At 53.3% G+C, this 19,574-nt stretch carries 16 protein-coding genes and 2 pseudogenes; all 18 read left to right on the forward strand.

Translation table 11 applies throughout. From position 1 onward, the window contains the following. Nucleotides 1-10 precede the first annotated feature (10 nt). Nucleotides 11-1,066: an FAD-dependent oxidoreductase gene (locus tag IPI86_RS14340; protein WP_345298690.1), complete on the forward strand. Its 1,056-nt coding sequence runs from the start codon at nucleotides 11-13 to the stop codon at nucleotides 1,064-1,066. Nucleotides 1,067-1,075: 9 nt separating this feature from the next. Continuing rightward, complete coding sequence (locus tag IPI86_RS14345; RefSeq protein ID WP_345298691.1) at nucleotides 1,076-1,888, forward strand: hypothetical protein; 813 nt, start codon at nucleotides 1,076-1,078, stop codon at nucleotides 1,886-1,888. A 36-nt stretch (nucleotides 1,889-1,924) separates the two neighbouring features. Then, nucleotides 1,925-3,205, forward strand: a complete 1,281-nt coding sequence (locus IPI86_RS14350; RefSeq protein ID WP_345298692.1) for a (Fe-S)-binding protein — start codon at nucleotides 1,925-1,927, stop codon at nucleotides 3,203-3,205. Between the two features lie 83 nt (nucleotides 3,206-3,288). Further along, a complete protein-coding gene (locus IPI86_RS14355; RefSeq protein ID WP_345298693.1) occupies nucleotides 3,289-4,044 on the forward strand; it encodes an electron transfer flavoprotein subunit beta/FixA family protein in 756 nt (251 codons plus the stop codon). Nucleotides 4,045-4,123: 79 nt separating this feature from the next. Further along, on the forward strand, nucleotides 4,124-5,062 hold the full coding sequence (locus tag IPI86_RS14360) for an electron transfer flavoprotein subunit alpha/FixB family protein (RefSeq protein WP_345298694.1): 939 nt from the start codon (nucleotides 4,124-4,126) through the stop codon (nucleotides 5,060-5,062). A gap of 108 nt (nucleotides 5,063-5,170) precedes the next feature. Further along, nucleotides 5,171-6,181 (forward strand): hypothetical protein, encoded by a 1,011-nt coding sequence (locus IPI86_RS14365; RefSeq protein WP_345298695.1) that lies wholly within the window; start codon nucleotides 5,171-5,173, stop codon nucleotides 6,179-6,181. Between the two features lie 4 nt (nucleotides 6,182-6,185). Next, the gene (locus IPI86_RS14370; RefSeq protein WP_345298696.1) at nucleotides 6,186-7,256 is read left to right on the forward strand and encodes a (Fe-S)-binding protein; all 1,071 of its coding nucleotides are present in this window, start codon (nucleotides 6,186-6,188) and stop codon (nucleotides 7,254-7,256) included. After that, nucleotides 7,246-7,548, forward strand: a complete 303-nt coding sequence (locus tag IPI86_RS14375) for a hypothetical protein (protein ID WP_345298697.1) — start codon at nucleotides 7,246-7,248, stop codon at nucleotides 7,546-7,548. Before IPI86_RS14370 ends, IPI86_RS14375 begins: the two co-directional genes overlap by 11 nt. 1 nt (nucleotide 7,549) lies before the next feature. Further along, a complete protein-coding gene (gene gcvH / locus IPI86_RS14380) occupies nucleotides 7,550-7,987 on the forward strand; it encodes a glycine cleavage system protein GcvH (protein WP_345298698.1) in 438 nt (145 codons plus the stop codon). 72 nt (nucleotides 7,988-8,059) lie between these two features. Then, the gene (locus tag IPI86_RS14385) at nucleotides 8,060-8,506 is read left to right on the forward strand and encodes a glycine cleavage system protein H (RefSeq protein WP_345298699.1); all 447 of its coding nucleotides are present in this window, start codon (nucleotides 8,060-8,062) and stop codon (nucleotides 8,504-8,506) included. Nucleotides 8,507-8,848: 342 nt separating this feature from the next. Next, nucleotides 8,849-9,934: a lipoate--protein ligase family protein gene (locus IPI86_RS14390; RefSeq protein WP_345298700.1), complete on the forward strand. Its 1,086-nt coding sequence runs from the start codon at nucleotides 8,849-8,851 to the stop codon at nucleotides 9,932-9,934. A 13-nt stretch (nucleotides 9,935-9,947) separates the two neighbouring features. Further along, complete coding sequence (locus IPI86_RS14395) at nucleotides 9,948-10,574, forward strand: class I SAM-dependent methyltransferase (protein WP_345298701.1); 627 nt, start codon at nucleotides 9,948-9,950, stop codon at nucleotides 10,572-10,574. Nucleotides 10,575-10,607: 33 nt separating this feature from the next. After that, nucleotides 10,608-12,244: pseudogene (locus tag IPI86_RS14400) on the forward strand (4Fe-4S dicluster domain-containing protein). Between the two features lie 169 nt (nucleotides 12,245-12,413). Then, nucleotides 12,414-15,264 (forward strand): annotated as a pseudogene (locus IPI86_RS14405) (molybdopterin-dependent oxidoreductase). A gap of 233 nt (nucleotides 15,265-15,497) precedes the next feature. Continuing rightward, nucleotides 15,498-16,463 (forward strand): DUF2270 domain-containing protein, encoded by a 966-nt coding sequence (locus IPI86_RS14410; RefSeq protein WP_345298702.1) that lies wholly within the window; start codon nucleotides 15,498-15,500, stop codon nucleotides 16,461-16,463. A 116-nt stretch (nucleotides 16,464-16,579) separates the two neighbouring features. Next, a complete protein-coding gene (locus IPI86_RS14415; protein WP_345298703.1) occupies nucleotides 16,580-17,170 on the forward strand; it encodes an FmdE family protein in 591 nt (196 codons plus the stop codon). Nucleotides 17,171-18,482: 1,312 nt separating this feature from the next. Further along, nucleotides 18,483-18,650: a hypothetical protein gene (locus IPI86_RS14420; protein ID WP_345298704.1), complete on the forward strand. Its 168-nt coding sequence runs from the start codon at nucleotides 18,483-18,485 to the stop codon at nucleotides 18,648-18,650. Nucleotides 18,651-19,228: 578 nt separating this feature from the next. Further along, nucleotides 19,229-19,435, forward strand: a complete 207-nt coding sequence (locus IPI86_RS14425) for a hypothetical protein (RefSeq protein WP_345298705.1) — start codon at nucleotides 19,229-19,231, stop codon at nucleotides 19,433-19,435. Nucleotides 19,436-19,574: the final 139 nt, after the last annotated feature.

Raw genomic sequence — 19,574 nt, forward strand, 5'->3', positions numbered from 1 at the left:
AGAACCACAAATGACATCTGGAAAAGTATTGATCATCGGCGGCGGACCTTCGGGGCTTGAAGCCGCGCGCTGTGTGGCGGAACTGGGCGGGGAAGCCATACTCATTGAAAAGCGCGAACGTCTCGGCGGCACACCTGACCGCGAGAATTACGCCAAGCTGACCCACCACTGGCGCGACGCGTCTGAAGCGATGGCGGATATGGCGGCGGCTGTCACCAGCAACAAAAATGTGGAAGTGAAGTATCAAGCCGAAGTGAAGTCAATGTCTGGGAGCGCTGGCAACTTCACCGTTGAGATTGAAGCGAACGGCGCAGCCGAATCCCTCAATGTGGGTGCGGTCATCATCGCCACGGGCTTCCAGCATTTCGATCCGGGTCGCGCGACGCAATACTACAACTATTATTCGTTTCCCGATGTCATCACGTTGACCGATCTCGAAAAGATGTTGAAGGAACACAACGTGGTGCGCCCGTCGAACGGCGAAGCGCCGAAGAAGATCGCATTCATTCAATGCGTGGGCTCGCGCGATAGGCAAATTGGAAATGAATATTGTTCGAAAGTTTGCTGCGGCATTGCGAGCAAACAGGCGATCGAATTGCGTCAGCAACTTCCCGATTCAAAAGTGATGATCTTTTACATCGACATGCGCATGTATGGTTATTGGGAAAATGAAATTTACTGGCCCGCGCAGGAAAAATATAAAGTCAATTATGTGAAGGGCGTTGTCAGCGAAGTGCTGCAAAAGGGCGACAAACTTTTAATGCGCGGTGAAGATACAACCATGAGCCGCCCGATGGAAGTGACGATGGATATGGTCGTGCTTTCGGTCGGCATGGAGCCCAGCGCAGGCACGCGCGCGATCTCGCAACTGCTTGGCGTCAAACAAAATCAATACGGCTTCATCGAAGCGGGCGGCGCGGGCGGTCTTGATCCCGTTGCAACATCGCAAGAAGGTATCTTCGTTGCGGGCGCCGCATCTGGTCCTGCCGATCTCGATGACTCGATTGCCAAAGCAGGTCTCGCTGCCGCGCGCGCGCTCGCATCCGTCCGCAAGGTGATGGCGTAACCGACTCTTATGCAGCCACAGCGACAGAGTCACATCGTCAAACAGCGAACGGGACCCGATGATCCCATTCTGCATGAGACCTTGCAGGAAGCGCTCGCGCAAGTTTCTGCACAGGATGTGATTTCCATCGCTGACGAATTATCTGCGCGACATGAACGCATCTTTCTTAATCTGAAAACTGATTCTGCTTCGTTGAAATCTTCCTTCGCTGACGTCGCTTCCGCAGTCACGCACACGCGCGCGAATGCAAAAGTTCTAACCAATTATTTTGCTCATGGTGACTTCAAGATCTTTGATGATCTGTTGAACGGCGAAGACCCAACACCCGTGCGAGTTGCAAAGTTCGTTCAAAAGTTGGACGCGCTCGATACAAGACTCGCAGTGGAACTCGCGTCTGGACTTTTATACAACACATCACCCAAAGACAACTGGCTGTGGACTCGCTGGCTATGGGACCCAACTACGGGAACGGGCATTCTTCCATTATTAGCAGGCAGCACGCACAACCTGCTCGCAGATAATCTCGCAGACGGATACGCCCGCGTGGGTTTGGTCACCGCCATGAATATGAAGTTCGCCGAAGGCACAGGCTTGTGGACGGATGAGTTGATAGCCAATGAAAAACGCGCGCAATTCGCCAACAGCGCTTTTCTGGCATGTGCCTACAATGTATATCTTTACGGCACAACCAGTTGGAGATTAAGCCGAGAGTTTAATAATTTACTTCCTTCTCTGCCGAATATGGCAAGGAAGCTGCTTGGGTTGAAGAAAATAAAAGAAGAAAACAAACCGACGTTTGAAGACGGGGCATTAGCCCCATAAAGCAATGACAGAATAAGCACAAGGAGACCATAATTTATGGCTGGTCCGATCAAAGCAAAGTATGTAGAAAAAGAACATGCCGTAGTGGACGGCGTGGATATTTCGGGTCACTGGAACCGCATGTTCGAACAGCGGGTGATCACCGAGTACACGCCCGAACTGATCGAGAAAATTGCAGACCTGCCGAACGCGGAATCATTTGCGAATTGTTATCAGTGCGCCAAGTGCGTCGCCGTCTGCCCTGTGGATGTGGTCGGGAATTACGGTCCGCGCAAGTTGTATCGCTATGCCCAAACAGGCATGGACTTGACCGAAGCGCCCGAACTGTGGCTTTGCACCACCTGTGCCAACTGTCTGCGCGTGTGCCCCAAAGAAGTGAACATGGTCAAGATCATGCCCGCCGCACGCGAGCAGGCGATTCTTGATGGCAAGTTCGTTCCAGCGGAATTACAGCAGGCATTCGAGAACACCGCCAAGAGCGGCAACCCGCTCGGTCAGCCTCAGCGCAAACGTGACGCGTGGATCCAGTCCGCGGGCGTGCCTGTGCCGATCATCAAAGATTTGGGTCGCAAAGTGAGCGTGCTTTGGTATGTCGGTTCGTATCCTTCGTATCATCCACGCGGCATTGACGCGGCGGCTGCGGCGGCGCGAATCTTCAACGCGCTCGGCATTGACTTCGCCATTCTCGGCAAGGAAGAAAAAGACGACGCCGACTCCCAGCGCCTGGCTGGTGAGAAGGGTCTGTTCGAGATGATGACCGAGCAAAACATCGAGACCTTCAATAAATATGAATGGGACGAGATGGTTGTCACAGGTCCGCATGAGTTGAACGCGTTCAAGAACGTGTACCCGAAGTATGGCTTTGAACGCCCCGTCGTTCACTACAGCACCTTCCTTGCGCGTTACCTTGACCAACTCAAGCCGCTGCTCAAGCACTCCGTCAATAAGAAGATCACCTATCACGATCCCTGCTATCTCGGACGTCACAACGGCGAATACGAAGCACCGCGCAAACTGCTCGAAGCCATCCCTGGCGTGGAGTTGGTTGAAATGCAGCGCAACCGCGAGAACGGTTATTGCTGCGGCGGTGGCGGCGGCGGCATGTGGATGGACTCGTTCACCGCCAAGCACACCACCATGCGCCTCTCCGAAAAACGCGCGATGGAAGCCGCGTCCACGGGCGCGAACGTGCTGGCAGTGGCTTGCCCATTCGAAGTCTCGCGCTTCACGGATGCGGTCAAGTCCACGGGCAATGAGCATGTGGATGTGTTGGATATTTTGGAGTTGTTGGATAGGTCAATGCGTGGTGAGCAGTAGGATCAAGGAAATGGTTTTTACTCATTACGTAATACGTATTGCGTGATGAGTAAAACGTAAAAAGCGCAATAGGAGATTTCTGAATGAACATCGTAGTAGCAATAAAACATATCCCCAGCATTGCCGATGACCTGCCCGTCAAAGGCAATAACGTGGATTTTGACTCGGTGGATTTCGTGCTCAACGAATTCGATGAGCAATCCATTGAGCAGGCTGTACTGGTGAAGGAAGCCGTCGGTGGGACGGTGACCGTGGTCGGGGTGGATATGATCGGGGAGTTGGACGCGGTGCTCCATCTGGCGCTTGCCAAAGGTGCGGATAAAGCCGTCAAGATCACAGGGGATGACCCCGCCGCGGATTCGCACATGCAGGCAAAATGGCTGGCAGAAGCGATCAAAGGCATGTCGCCGAATATCGTCTTCGCGGGGGTGCAGGCTTCGAATGATTTGGATGGTCAGATCGGGCCGATGATCGCGGCCTATCTTGATATGCCATACATTGGCGGAGTCAGTTCTGTGGAAGTTGTGGGCGGCTCAGCCACGATTAATAAAGAATTTGCAGGCGGCGTCGGTGCAAAATATTCTGTCAGTTTGCCGATGGTGGTCGGTGTGCAGGCGTCCGTCAAACCTCCGCGTTATGCGCCTATGAGCAAAGTGAGACAAGTGGCGCAGACGGCAACGATTGACAAGGTTTCGCCGTCAGGTGACGCGGGTTCGGGATTGACCTTCAAGAAAATGGCTCCGCCCGTGGTGACGGGTCATGCCGAGATGATCGAAGGTTCGTCGAAGGAAGTGGCGAAGAAGATCGTGGAATTGTTGAAGAGCAAGGGATTGGCATAGCCAGACGATGGACAACGGACGATAGACGATGGAAGTTCATGGCCAATCGTCAATGGCTATGGTCTTTTGAGGAGAAAACATGAGCAATGACATATTCGTAATCACCGAACACATGGATGGAAAATTTTCCGATGTGTCGTTTGAAATGGTTGGAAAAGCCAAAGAGTTGGCGTCTGCTTTGGGTGGGCAAGCCGTTGCGGTCGTAGTTGGAGGCGGGGTTTCGTCCAATGTATTCGCGTCTGATTCCACGATCCATGTGGATGACGCGGCGTTGTCGAACTTCAATCCTGAAGCGTATGGCAAAGTGATTGAAGCGCTGGTCAAGGAAAAATCTCCGCGGCTGGTGATGTTCGGCTGGACAGCCACTGGCATGGATCTGGCGGCATGGCTTTCAGCAAAACTCGGCGTGCCATGCGCGGCGTATGTGAAAAATATCGGCGCGGATTTGACGATGAGTTGTCAGGCGTACGGCGGCAAGATGAGCGCGGACGTTTCACCCGAAGGCGATATGGCAATTGCGGCTTGCCTCGCAGGCTCGTTCCCCGTGGAAGCGGGACAAGGCTCGACCGCTGCAACGACGATGGCGTCACCTATTGATCTGGGTTCGTTGAAAGTGAAATTTGTGGAAGCCATCAAACCTGCTGGCGGCGATGTGGATATCACCTCGCAAGTCAAACTGGTTTCCATCGGACGCGGTATCGGCGGCAAGGAAAATGTGGAACTCGCCGAAGAACTCGCAGGAAAGATCGGCGCAACGGTATCCTGCTCCCGCCCCGTGGTGGACGCGGGTTGGCTGCCGCGCACTCGTCAGGTTGGCAAGTCGGGTTTGAAGGTCAAGCCGAAGTTGTATCTCATGCTCGGTATCTCTGGCGCGCCTGAACATCTCGAAGGCATGAAGAGCGCCGAGTTGATCATCGCGATCAACACCGATAAGAAAGCGCCGATCTTCAACGTGGCGCATTACGGTGCGACTGCGGATCTGTTTGAAGTTGCGGAAGCAATGCTGGAGTTGTTGTAATCCGTCATTGCGAGGCGGTGCTCTCGGGACCAGAAGCAAAAAGATTTAATTGTTTTCTTGGCGAACAAGCGCGGCTTCGCGGTTCAAAACAGTTTTCGGGAGGGTACGTTGCTCACAACGATTGAAAAAATCATCTTCATTGTGCTGGCAATTACGGCGGCGGGGTTCACATTTCATGGGTTCAAGACCATCATCGACTCGATTCGCAAGGGACGACCTGCGCCTGAGTTGAAGAACATTCCTGCGAGTTTGCTCAACGCAGGCGTGAAGGTTCTGTTCCAGCAGACGATCTTCAAAGCGCGCAAAGTTCTTAGCGCGATTCACATGGGACTGTTCTTCGGTCTCATCACGTATGCTGTCGTCAACCTTGTGGACGTACTCGAAGGACTCGTCCCAGGCTTCGACTTGGTCTATGGCGGCAAGCACATCCCCAACGCGCCGACGGGATTGGTCAACACGTTCAATCTCATCGCCGATGTGATGAGCATGTTCCTGTTGATTGCCATCACGGTCTTTTTGGTGCGCCGCTTCATCGTCAAAGATAAGGCGCTCACCTTCCGCGAGAACGTGCTGCTGAATCCGAAAGTCAAAGCGGGCGGGCAGGCGCGAGACTCGCTCACCGTGGGCGTGTTCGTCATCATGCATGTTGTCGCGCATGTGCTCAGTCAAGCCTATCGCCTCACCGAAGGCGCTGACCCGTTCATGCCCATCGCAAGTTTTCTCAATTCCATTTTTGGCGCGTCTGAAACAGGCGTGCATGTCGCGTGGTGGATCAGTCTCGGCTGGGTGATGTTCATCATTCCCTATCTTTCGCGCAGCAAGCACACGCACTTTTTCATGTCGCCTGTCAATCTCGGTTTGGCGAAACAAAATCCGCGCGGTCAACTCGACCCTGCGATTCCGCTCAAGGTCATCGAAGGTCAAAAGTACGACCCTGGCGCGAAGGTCATTTACGATCTCGCCTGGACGCGCGTGATGGACGCCTACGCCTGCGTGCAATGCAATCGCTGTCAGGATGTCTGCCCTGCGAATTTTCACGGGCGACCGCTCTCCCCTTCGGCATTGGAAGTGAACAAGCGTTATCTTCTCAAGGAAGCGACTTTCGGCTCTCACCCCTGAGAAGTTGCTGCTTCCGCTTACTGAGACAGTCATCTCCCCTGAAGCCGTTTGGTCTTGCACAACCTGCTATGCCTGTGTCCGCGTGTGTCCTGTCGGCAATGAACCGATGGCAGACATCGTGGACATCCGCCGCCGCATGTTGATCGACGGCTACGAAATTGACAGCGGCGTGCAGAACGCGCTTCAATCTCTCGCCACCAACGGCAACTGGATGAGCAAAGGCAAACGTCTGCGCGGACGCTGGGCGAAGGAAATGGAATTCCCCGTCAAGAACGCGACCGAAGAACCCGTTGAACATCTCTGGTTTGTCGGTGATACCGCTTCCTTCGATGAACGCGTCATCCCGAACACCAAAATGGTGGCGCGGCTCTTCAATCAAGGCGGCTTGGACTTCGGCATTATGTACCAGAACGAATCCAATTCTGGTAACGACGTCCGCCGCGTGGGTGAAGAAGGTCTGTTCGAGCAACTCGTCGAGCAGAACATGGCGGCGTTTGGCAAAGCGCAGTTCAAGCAGATCGTCACCACCGACCCGCACTCGTTCAACACGCTCAAGAACGAGTATCCGCAATTTGGCGGGACGTTTGAAGTGAAGCATTACACCGTGACGTTGCTCAAGTTAATTGAAGAAGGCAAACTCACGGTCAAGAATAAGTTATCGAATTACAAAGTCACCTTCCACGACCCGTGCTATCTCGGACGCTACAACGGCGGATTCACCGCTCCGCGCAAGTTGCTTGAACTGCTCGGCGTGGAATTTGTCGAAATGCCGCGCAACTGCGAGAACTCGTTCTGCTGCGGCGCAGGCGGCGGTCAGATCTGGATGGGCAAGGTTGCGCCTGGGGAACGTCCTGCCGAGAACCGAATCAAAGAAGCGTTGACCACCTTCGGCGAAGGCGCAAACGCGAAGACCCAACTCTTCATCGTCACCTGTCCCAAAGACATGATCATGTACTCCGACGCGGTCAAGACCACTGGCAACGAAGGCAAGATCGAAGTCCGCGACATCATTCAGTTGGTGGCGGAAGCCGTCGGTGTGGAAATGCCGCTCGAAGCAGAAGCAGTTGCGGCTTAAGAAAGAAGCGATGTTCACGTGTCCGTATTGTGAGTTTAGCGGTAAGAGGTCAGAAGTCCATAATCATCTGGCTGATAATCATGGTGATACATTGGGCGTGCGCGTGGATGAATTTACGGGTCATACGTTTTTCATTGTGACTTGCCCTGTTTGTAAAGATAGTTATGAGCAGGTGACGAAGAAGGCAAGAAATGATCCGAGTTTTGTGAAAGAATATGAACATGAAATTCGTTTGGTCGTGTTTGATATGTTGCTGTATCACATGCAAGGCGAACATCAATTAGGAGAATAAAATGGCAACAGTTCGTGGATGTAACATTCCTGAAAATCTCTACTACTGGGTGGAGAAACACGCCTGGGCATTGCCCATGGACGATGGCACGGTGAAAATTGGAATCACCGATGTGGCGCAGAATTTGGCGAAGGGCATTGTCAACGCCACGCCGAAGGACGCGGGGCGCACCGTGCAAAAGGGAAAGAGTGCTGGAACGTTGGAAAGCGGAAAATGGGTGGGACCTGTGACATCGCCTGTTACGGGTGAGATCGTGGAAGTGAACGAAGCGATGAAAGGCAATCCGTCGCTCATCAACTCCGACCCGTATGGCGAAGGCTGGTTCGTCAAAGTGAAGCCCACCGATTGGGCTGGCGAAAGCGCGTCGCTGTTGACAGGTGAAGCGGCGGTGGCGGCGTATCAGAAATTTATGGAAGAGCAGAATTTGAATTTCGAGTAAGAAGATCAAGATTAGGGAGCTGGTTTCGATACGCCACTGCCGCCTACTCAACCAGCGGAGTATTCTGAACGAATGATCTTCTACGCCTGTGACATCCCCGAAGACCTGACCTACGACATCGAACGCGATGTGTGGATTCGCTTCGATGGCGAGATCGCCACGCTCGGCATGACCGATGTCGCGCAAACCCGCTGCGGAAAATTCGCGGCGCTCAGTTTTCGGGAAGTCGGAAAAAAAGTCGCGCAAGGCAAGGTTCTGGTGACAATCGAATCCGCCAAGTGGGTGGGACCGTTCCCTGCGCCGTTCTCATGCGAGATCGTAGCAACGAATGAAGAAGCATTTGCAAAGAATATCCTGCTCGCCAACAAAGAACCGTACACCGATGGCTGGCTCGTCAAAGTAAGACCGACGAATCTCGAAGCAGAATCCAGCCACCTGGTCACGGGCGAAGTGGCGGCAGAGAAATACAAGGAAAGAATCAAGGAGTTAAAGGTCAATTGCCTGCGTTGCATTGATTAGTTCAAGTCTTATTGGGTTGGGCCGCGGGGGGGGGGGGGCCCGGGGTGGCCGCGGGGGGTTCCTCTCCGGCGGGCCCCGGTCGTCCCCCCCGGGGGGGGGGGGGGGGGCCCCCGCTTCCCCCCCTTTTTTTGGGGGGGGAGGCGCCCGTTTCGGCGGCCGGATCCCCCGGATTGGGTTTGCCCGCGCTTCCCCGCGCGGCGGGGCCGGCGGGGCCCCCCCCTCCCCCCCGCCGCCCTCCGTTCCCGCCCCCCCCCCCTTTTCCCCAAAAAAAATAAAAAAAAGGGAAGACAAAAAAACCTCATCCAAAATTCGGTTCGTAAATCTTAGTTGAGGAGACATCGAATGTCCAAAAAAATCCGTTTGCTCTACATGGAAGGCGTATCCCCGCTCCGCTCGCAGACTGTCTATCACGCAGTCGGGTACGCAATGAAGGCTGATACACCCAATACCATCATCATGGTCTCGCCAAATGGACCGTATGTGTCTATTGGCTATCATCAAGACATCCAAAAAGAAGTGGACTTGGATTACTGCGAAAAACACAACCTACCCGTCTATCGTCGTGAAGTGGGCGGCGGCGCGGTGTTTTTGGATAATGGTCAGTTATTTACACAATGGATCTTCCACAAGGAAGACTTGCCTGCCACGTTGGAAGAACGATTCAAACTTTACATTGACCCGCTTGTAGCGACCTATCAGGAGCTTGGCATTCCCGCCAACTTGCGTCCGATCAATGACATCCATGTCAATGGCAAGAAGATCGGCGGCACAGGCGCGGCGCAGATGGGCATTGCTGAGATTCTCGTCGGCAGTCTGATGTATACCTTCGACAAGAAAACCATGTCACAGGTGTTGAAAGTCCCCTCCGAGAAAATGCGCGACAAGATTTTCGAATCACTCGAAGCCTACATGACCACAATGTCTGAGCAGCTCGGCTCCACGCCCGACCGCGCCATGGTCAAAGACCTTTATATGAAGAAAGTCTCCGAAGCGTTGGGCATGGAAGTCTACGAAGGCGAATGGACAGCCGAAGAAGAAGCCATGGCGCAGGAGATCGACGCGCGCTTCACTTCCGATGAATGGCTGTATCAGAAGGGTCAACTCAAACAGCAGGGCGTGAAAATCCATCAGGACGTACACATCGTCGAAGCGGCATTCAAGGCACAGGGCGGTTTGATCCGCATCATCGCCCGCTTGCGCGAAGGGCGCATTGACGACGTCACCATCTCTGGCGACTTCACCTTGTTGCCCGTCTTCGCTCTCGGCGCGCTCGAACAATCTCTGCGCGGTGTCGCTGCCACGCCTGAGAATCTCAAATCGAAAATCGAAGAAGCGTATTACCGCCTCAACATTCAATCCCCTGGCGTCACACCCGCCGATTTCACAACGGCGATCATGAATGCGGTCGTTCCTCCACAGGCAGCGTAGGCAAACAAAAAATATGGCATCACTGAAAGACCACTGGAACAAAAAATATACAGACACTCCGATTGCACAACTAGGTTGGTATGAATCAAAATCCCAGCCTTCCCTCCAGTTGATCGAGAATTGCGCGGTTTTGAAGGATGCGATTGTCGTGGATGTCGGTTCAGGCGCATCGGCTCTGATCGCCAACTTACTCGAACTTGGTTATCAGAACCTGTATGCTGTGGATATTAGTGATGTCGCATTAGAGAAAGCAAAAGCTTTGTTGGATCAAGAACAGGCAGCCCGAGTGCATTGGATCGTAGATGACATTACCAATCCATCTGCTGTACTTCAAATTCAAAATGTAAAAATCTGGCATGACAGAGCCGTATTTCATTTCCTCACCGAAGAGCAGGATAGGCAAACATATAAAGCGATATTAGAAAAAACGGTCATGTCTGATGGCTATGTGATCATGGCTGCTTTTGCCCTAAACGGAGCAACCATATGCAGTGGGTTGCCCGTGCAAAGACATAGTGTCGAAAGCCTGCGTGAATTTTTCGGCGATGGCTTCAACCTTATTGAAAGTCTGGACTACACCTTTCATAATCCATCAGGTGATACGCGTCCGTATGTCTATACTCGTTTTCAAAAAATCTAAAAATCCTGAGCCATTGAAAAGGTCTTCAGCCTAATGACAAATTACGGATTTCTTATTGACCAAAGCAAATGCATCGGCTGTCACGCCTGCTCCACGGCGTGCAAGTCCGAGAATCAAGTGCCGCTCGGCGTGAACCGCACATGGGTCAAATATGTGGAAACGGGATCGTTCCCCGATGTGCGCCGCCGCTTTCAGGTGACGCGCTGCAATCACTGTGCCAACCCGCCCTGCGTGCGCATTTGTCCCGTCACTGCAATGTATCAACGCGCAGACGGCATCGTCGAGTTCGACCCAAGCATCTGCATCGGTTGCAAATCCTGCATGCAAGCCTGCCCCTACGACTCGATCTATCTCGACCCCGAGACCAACACCGCCGCAAAATGCACCTTCTGCGCGCATCGTTTGGATGTGGGACTCGAACCCGCCTGCGTGGTGGTCTGCCCCGAACATGCGATCCTCGCTGGAGACTTGAACGACCCCGCTTCAGAAATAAGCCGAAAGTTGTCCACTGCGCAAGTGACCGTTCGCAAGCCTGAGCAGGGGACGGGTCCCAAACTGTTCTACATCAACGGCAACGATTGGTCGCTGCATCCTTCTGCTGCGCCCGCAAGTGACAGTTATGTCTGGGCAGACAAAATCACTGAACAGAATACATCGCCCTATGAACTTCCCGTGTTTCAATCATCAACAAAAAATCCAAATCAGGCACACCGCTTCGTGCGCCGCAGGAACAGGGACGCCCACTCAACGGTCCCATTCAAATTGGCGGACGTGTTGCCGAGCAAATGGTGCAGACTGCCTACAACGCCCAGCACAAGATTCAATGGCATTGGGAACTGCCTTCGTATCTGGTCACCAAAAGCATCGCAGGCGGAATCTTCATGTTGTTGAGTCTCGGCTCGATGTTCGGATCTTTCAACTTTGACTCTGCGACCTTCCTCGCCGCAGGCTTCACCGCGATGGTCTTCATGCTCATCACGACCATCTTGCTCATCAAAGATTTGTCTCAACCCAAACGTTTCTTGAATATTCTGCTCCGCCCGCAATGGAAATCATGGGTGGCGCGCGGCGCGTACATCATGGTCACTTTCACGGCTGTGGCTGGATTGTGGTGGCTGCTCGAAGCGGGCGCATTCTGGAACATCCTCCCTGCGGATTTTGTAGCAGGCATTCGACCCATCGCTGCGTGGATCGTCTTCCCCTTTGCGTTGGGTGTGGTCATCTACACTGCCTTCCTGCTTGGTCAAGCCGAAGGGCGCGACATGTGGCAGAACAATCTGCTGCCCTTCCAATTGCTGTCACAATCTGCAATGGTTGCAAGCGGCGTGTTCTTCATCCTGAATCTCTTCGTCAACTTCCCCGCTGACCTGACTGCTTTGCTGACCGTTCTCTTCCCTGCCAGCATCGCCGTCAACTTGCTGATGACCTTCGCGGGCAAACTCAATTCCTTCCCAACCGACACTGCCATGCTCGCCTCCCGCGAAATGACCCACGGCAAATTCCGCAACCATTACTGGTGGGGCGGCATCGCGCTGGGACATGTCATCCCGCTTCTGCTGATGATCGCCTTCGCGCCCGCGCTGCCTGTTGCTGTCCTTGCCACGCTCGTCGGCTTGTTCTTCTACGAATACGCCTTCGTAATGGCGCCGCAACATATTCCAAATTCGTAAAGCAACTCGGTGGTCGAGACGAAGCAGCGAGCCCACCAGTTCTCAGAAATATTTTGTTAAAAAACAGACGCCTACTCGACCAACCGAGTAAATCAAAAACAAAAATCCTCAAACCTCCGCAGGCACCGCCGTCCCGCAATTCACGGACTCTGACCGCAAGCCCATCAAACTGACCGAAGTCGTCCACCCCGATGGGCGCATCAGCCAGTATCCCCCGTCCGATGTGTGGGATGACTGGGTCGAATGGGACGGCAAGGAATGGCCCAAGAAAGTTGCGCGGCGATACACCCTCGTGCCGACCGTCTGCTTCAACTGCGAATCTGCTTGCGGACTTCTCGCCTACGTGGACAAGGACACCTACGAGATCCGCAAGTTTGAAGGCAACCCCGTCCACCCTGGCAGTCGCGGACGTAACTGCGCCAAGGGACCCGCGACTCATAATCAAGTCTATGACCCCGAGCGGATTTTGTATCCGCTGAAGCGAGTCGGCAAGCGCGGCGAAGGCAAATGGGAGCAAATCTCTTGGGAGCAGGCACTCTCTGAAATCGCGGAGAAAATGCGCGAGAGCAAGAAGCGCCGCCCGAATGGGATCGTCTATCACGTCGGTCGCCCTGGCGAAGACGGATACACCAACCGCATCGTTCAAACCTGGGGTATGGACGGTCACAACAGCCACACCAACATCTGCTCATCGTCTGCGCGTGCGGGCTATAACTTCTGGCTCGGGCAGGATCGTCCCAGCCCAGACTTTGCGAATGCGCGAGTGATCCTGCTGATCTCAAGTCATCTCGAAACGGGGCATTACTTCAACCCGCATGCCCAGCGCATCATCGAAGCCAAAACGGATGGCGCGAAACTCATCACCTTCGACCCGCGCTTGAGCAACACCGCTTCCATGAGCGATGTCTGGCTGCCGACCTACCCTGGCAGCGAAAACACCATTCTGCTTTCGATTGCGAATCATCTGATCCAAAATAATTTGTACAACAAAGACTTCATGCAGAAATGGGTCAACTGGAAGGAAACACTGCAAGCCGTCGCCGATGGAAAGTTGTCAGTAAACAGCGACCAACTTGCGGCGGAGATTCGAAGCGCGTGTTCTTCATCCAGCTTTCAACCTTCAGCCTTCGACCTGTTCGACCGTCTGCTCAAAGACCTCTACGCCGAATACACCTTCGAACGCGCCGCAAAGGAATCGGAAGTGCCGATCGAGCGCATTCAAGAAACGGCGCGACTCGTTGCCAATTGCGAAGGCAAACTTGCCACGCACGTTTGGCGCTCTGCGAGCGTTGGCAATTTGGGCGGATGGCAGGTGGCGCGCTGTCTGCTCTTCCTCAATGTGCTGACGGGCAGTATCGGCAACAAAGGCGGCACGTCGATGACGGGCTGGAATAAGTTCGTGCCCAAGCCGTTCAAGGGCGCGCCCGCTCCCGAAACATGGAACGAACTGCACTACCCCATCGAGTATCCGCTCGCGCATTATGAGATGTCCATCCTTTTGCCGCACATGCTCGAAGAAGGGCGCGGCGACATCGACGTGTATTTCACGCGCGTCTACAACCCGATGTGGGTCAACCCCGATGGCTTCATGTGGCTCAAGGCGCTCAAGGATGAAGACTCGAAAATCAAATGCTATGTTGCGCTCACGCCCACATGGAACGAGACCGCATGGTTCGCAGATTATGTTTTGCCCACGGGTCATGGACCTGAACGTCACGACCTGATGAGTCAGGAAACGCACGCGGGTCAGTGGATCGCATTCCGTCAACCTGTGCGCCGCGTTGCGATGGAACGCGCGGGCATGAAGGTGGATTTCACCTATCAAGCCAACCCTGGCGAAGTGTGGGAAGAGAACGAGTTCTGGATTCAACTTTCCGCGAAGATGGACCCCGATGGTTCGCTCGGCATTCGTCAGTGGTTCGAGTCGCCGTATCGCCCTGGCGAGATCATCACCGTGGATGAATACTATCAATGGATTTTCGAGAACTCCGTGCCTGGTCTGCCCGAAGCCGCCGCAAAAGAAGGATTGACTCCGCTGGCGTACATGCGCAAGTATGGAGTCTTTGAAGTTAAGAAGGAGAATTATTCTCCCTTCGACAAAGACGCTTCACAAGCCAAACTGATTATCAATTGGATGAGATGATCGCGCCCAAAGAACTCTTCTGGCGTTGGTCTGGCGGTGGACGGTGTGGTCAAACCCTGGATTTGATACTCCGTCGAAGAAGCTCGAGTTCTTCAGCGACACGCTTGCCAATTGGGGTTGGAGTGAAAAAGAAAATGTCATCCCGTGGTCGGTGAAGAGTCACGTCCACCCCGATACGATTGACCGCTCCAAAAGGCGAGATGATTCTGCTGCCGAACTTCCGCTTGCCGACATTGATTCACACCCGCTCGGCAAATGCGAAATGGCTGTACGAGATCTCGCACAAGAATCCTATCTGGATGAATCCGAAGACGCGCAACGTTTTGGTCTCGAAACAGGCGACCTCGCCAAAGTGGAAACCGAGATCGGTCACTTCGTGGATTCGGTCTGGGTCACGGAAGGCATCAAACCTGGCATCATCGCCATCAGCCATCACTTGGGACGCTGGCGTTTGCAGGAAGATAAAGGCGTGAGCAAAGGTTCATCCAATCTCGTTGAACTGCACGACGACGGCAAAGGCGGATTTCTCATGCGCGTGGTTCACGGCGCAAAGGCGTGGGAATCATCCGACCCCGATACCAGCCGCATCTGGTGGAGCAACGTAGGCGTGAACCAGAACCTCGCCCATGCTGTGCATCCCGACCCCATCAGCGGAGTCCATTGCTGGCTGCAAAAGGTATTCAGCATCCGCAAGGCGGAAGCAGGCGAAAAAGCAGGCGACCTTTTCGTGGATACGAACAAGTCCATGGAAATCTATCGCAAGTGGCTGGCGATGACCCGCTCTGCCGACAAAGTCAGCCCCGATGGAAATCGTCGTCCGTACTGGTTGGCGCGTCCGCTGAAACCGACGAAGGAAGCATATAAGTTACCGAAATGAAAAGGTGCGTCGCACCAGACGGGTTGACGAATCTCCGTCAGCAGAATTAACTCATAGAGTGGATTTCTCTCCTACCTGTCTGGTGCGACGCACTCCACGCAACCGCAACGAAAGCCACACGAAGCAGAGTCCGTTGCGGGGGTAGACTCACTCACGGTGTAACAAAATTTCACGAAACAGAATCAGCTTTCGGCTAAGAAAGAAGCGGTTCGTCATCCAGAAAGAAAAATCAAATGGCAGTCAAATCATCCACCAAGGCAAGATCAAAACCGAAAAAGGAAGAAGTACCCGAAGAGCCCGTTTGGACATATCGCGGATATCACCTCAAGACAAGCGAGTTCGTCACGGCAATGGTGCATTTCTTCCGCGCAGAGATACAGCGCGCGAACGTCTGGCGGCAGCGACTCGACACGACGACAAATTGGGCAGTAGTTGCCACAGGTGCGACGCTTTCGATCGCGTTTGGTCAATCAAGCGTTCATCATTCTGTTATTTTATTGAATACGCTGCTGGTCTTGTGGTTTCTTTTTATTGAGGCGCGGCGTTATCGTTATTATGAATTATGGAGCTACCGTGTGCGTTTGATGGAAACGGATTTCTATGCGGCGATGCTTGTGCCGCCATTTCATCCATCGCCAGAGTGGGCGGAGAATCTTGCCGAAAGTTTGTTGACCACCAAGTTTTCCGATCTCAGTTTGGGAGGCGTTCGGCAGAAGATTGCGGAGAAATTATTTTGGATATTCCTTATTTTGTATGCCTCATGGGTCGCGAAAATTTGGTTGTTCCCTACTGCGCCTTTAAATGTGCAACAGTTCATTGATCGGGCTTCGGTTGGACCTGTTTCAGGTGAGATCATGATCGGGCTTGGTTTTTTATTTTACTTGTTCCTAACTGTTTTTGCAGTTGCCACAATTAATATGACGCGCGCCACAGGAGAGGTGCTTCCCCGTTTTGGAGATGAGACTGCGCCTGCTGCTCCATCACAGGAGGGAAAACATACTGGCTTGCGTGCATTGCTCGTGCCGCGCAGGAGACGCAGACAATTGCTTGCGTTCATCATTACCGATAAAGCGGAGACGGTTTCAAGTAGAATTCTCACCGACCTTAAGCGCGGCGTAACTTCGATGGGGGCAAAGGCATGTACAGGCAGGGACCGCTCAATTCTGATGTGCGCTGACCATTACCGAGGCACAATTTGAAATCGGCCGTTGCAAAGGAAGATCCGCAGGCCGTAGTCATCGTTTCACCTGCGCAGGAAGTGTTTGGCGGTGGTTTCGCTCCTCTGGAAGAAAAATAATGCTCGAAGAAATTTTGCGTGAAAGCTCACGCTATCATGATCATCTTTGTCCGCGCCAGGTATTGGGTGCGCATGGGACTGTATGCTGGTGAACTTCTGGGGTTCGATTTGCCGCGCAAAGATAAGCGCCTGCTTGTGATCGCAGAATCAGATGGCTGTGCCGTAGATGGAATCACTGCCGCGACGGGCTGTCGTGTAGGCAATCGCACGCTTCGTGTCGTGGACTTTGGAAAGGTTGCGGCTACCTTTATTGATATCCACACTGAAATATCCATCCGAATTGCGCCTTCGCAGACGGCTCGTTCTCTTGCGCTTGAATACTCCTCGAATTCGAGCACTCGCTGGGAGGCGATGCTATCGGCTTATCAGGTGATGCCTGCGGTGGATTTGCTTGTCTTTCAGCATGTGCAATTGGATACGCCGCTTGCGCGGATTTTGAGCATGCCGGGTAAAAAGGTGACTTGTGAGGTCTGTGGGGAGGAAATCATGAACGAGCGGGAGGTCTTGAAAGATGACGTGATCCTTTGTCGCTCTTGTGCGGGGGAGGGGTATTATCGGATGTCGGAACCTTGTGCCTCTGTTACGTCAGAAACCGAACGGCTTGACTAATCATTCTCCAAAGCATATAATCCCATCATTCAGAAGTAGTAGGTGAAAAAAGCCTGACAGAGAAGGATGTGTTGGTCGAGTGCCGAAGGGATATCGAGACCAAAATGGTGGAAGCATCCGCAGGAAATCATCGCTGAAGTCGTCTGATGAATGTGCCGAAGAAATCCATTGCGAGAGTAGAACGGCACGGGAATGCCCGTTACAGCATGGACTGATAATTGTCAGTCACAGAGCGCACTAAGTCATTAGTGAACTGAGGGGGTAGCGCGGAGTGATACTTCGTCCTCATTTGGACGAAGTATTTTATTCCAGAAGTAGATACGTAAACAAGTATATAAAGAATATGTGCGCATACCTGTTTACCTCACACAAGAGAAAGAATGACCAGACAGGAATTACCAAAAGCCTACGATTTCAAATCCACTGAGCCGCGCATTTATGCGATGTAGGAAAGCGGGCGGATTCTTCAAACCGCACAATGATCCCAACAAGCCAGATTTCGACCCGAGCGATCAACCGTTCGTTATTTCGATCCCTCCACCAAACGTGACGGGCGACGCACATCGGTCATGCCATGTTCGTCAGCGTCAGGCCTCGCGACCAGCTTATCACCGCATGAAAGGTTATTCAATCTTTGTGGGTGCCCTGGTTCCGATCACGCGGGCATTGCCACGCAATTAATGGTGGAGCGTGACCTACCAAGACCGAGGAATCACCCGCGAGGAATTTGGCCGCTAAAAAATTCATTGCCCGCACATGGAAATGGAAGAAGAAATACGGCGGCACGATCTACAACCATCTCTGACGCCCGGCGCTTCCTGTGTGATTGGGACCAGGAATCGCTTCGCTACCTGACGGAAGGCCCGAGTCGGGCACGTCCGAGAGGCATTTGTGCGCCTGTATGAAAAAGGACTTGATCTATCGCGGCCCGCGCCTCAGTCCCTGGTCGCCCGGGGACTGAAGACCGCCGTAAAGCCCTCAGACTCCTGGCGGAATACACCGAAGAGAACGCCAACCTGTATTACTTCAAATACGGGATCGCTGGTCTGATGAGTTCCATTCCTGCCGCCACCATCCGTCCCGGAAACGTATCCTGGGGATACTGCTGGCAGGACCCAACTTTGAGGATGAACGTTTCAAGAAATTCATCGGCAAAAAGCCATCGTGCCGGATCTCTGACGTGAAACCCCGTGATTGCCGATGAATACGCCAAAGGCTTGGATTTTGTACGGCGCGTCTTAAGATCGCCCTCCTGTGCCATGACCCGAACGATTACGCCATCGCCCACTGCCACAACCCGCCGATCATTCCGATGCTTGATAAAGAGGCGAAGATCAACGAAAACGGCGGCCAGCAAAGGTCAAGACAGGATCTGAGGCATGCAAGAATCTACTGGGCTGATATGAAAGCCGCAGGCCTTGTTATCAAGACTGAGCCAGAACGCACCGACCGTTATTCCGCGTTCACAGCCCTGCGGTGAGATTGTCGAGTTGATGATCTCTCGGGAACAATGGTTCGTGAAGATCGAACACTTGCCAATGCCGTTGGGATGTTGTGCGCGATGGGCGCATCAAGATCGTGTCCTGAGCGCTTTGAGGTGACTCTATTTCAACGGGCTTGAGAACATCAAGGATTGGTGGACCAGCTGTCAGTTGTGGTGGGGACATCGCATCCCTGTGTGTGGCTGTCTCTCGAGAACGCGCGACCGCACGCGGAAGACCTGACTCCAATGCGCCACCTGCGGTTCAAAGGAAATTCATCAGGATGAAGATGTGTTGATACATGGTTCGTCCGGCCTGTGGACCTCGTCCACGCTCGACCAACTTGAGTTCGCAAACCCCGATCTCTTGGAAGTATTTCTGCACCCGACCTCCTACGGGAAACGGGGTATGACATCTTCTTTTTTGTAGTGGCGCGCATGATCATGACCGATTTGAGTTTACAGAAGTCCCGCCATTCCACACCGTGTACCTGCATGGACTTGTCCGCGATGAGCATGGACATAAATGTCGAAGACCAGCGGCAATGTGCTCGACCCGCTGATCGTGATAGACGAGTTTGAACAGATGCGCTGCGCTTCACGATGTTGGTGGGTTCCACGCCCGCAATGACACCAACGTCGGGGTGAAGAAAGTGGAAGCCAATCGCTACCTCGCGAACAAGATCTGGAATGCGGGCAGGTTCGTGATCAGCGCGATTGATGGAATGCAGCCCGAAGTGAATCTTCGGGGTGAGTTACCACCCTCGCCGATTCATGGATTTTAAGCCCGCTTGCAGGGACCGGCTGGCGATGTAGAAACGTCCGTTTCAGAACTTCCACTATGGGCAGGCTGGTATGAGCAGGATTTACGATTTTATCTGGTCTGATTTTGCAGATTGGTACGTGGAAATTGCCATCAGGAAT

Origin of the sequence: Candidatus Villigracilis affinis (genome assembly GCF_016705895.1) — a bacterium.
GTDB classification, from domain to species: Bacteria; Chloroflexota; Anaerolineae; order Anaerolineales; family Villigracilaceae; genus Villigracilis; species Villigracilis affinis.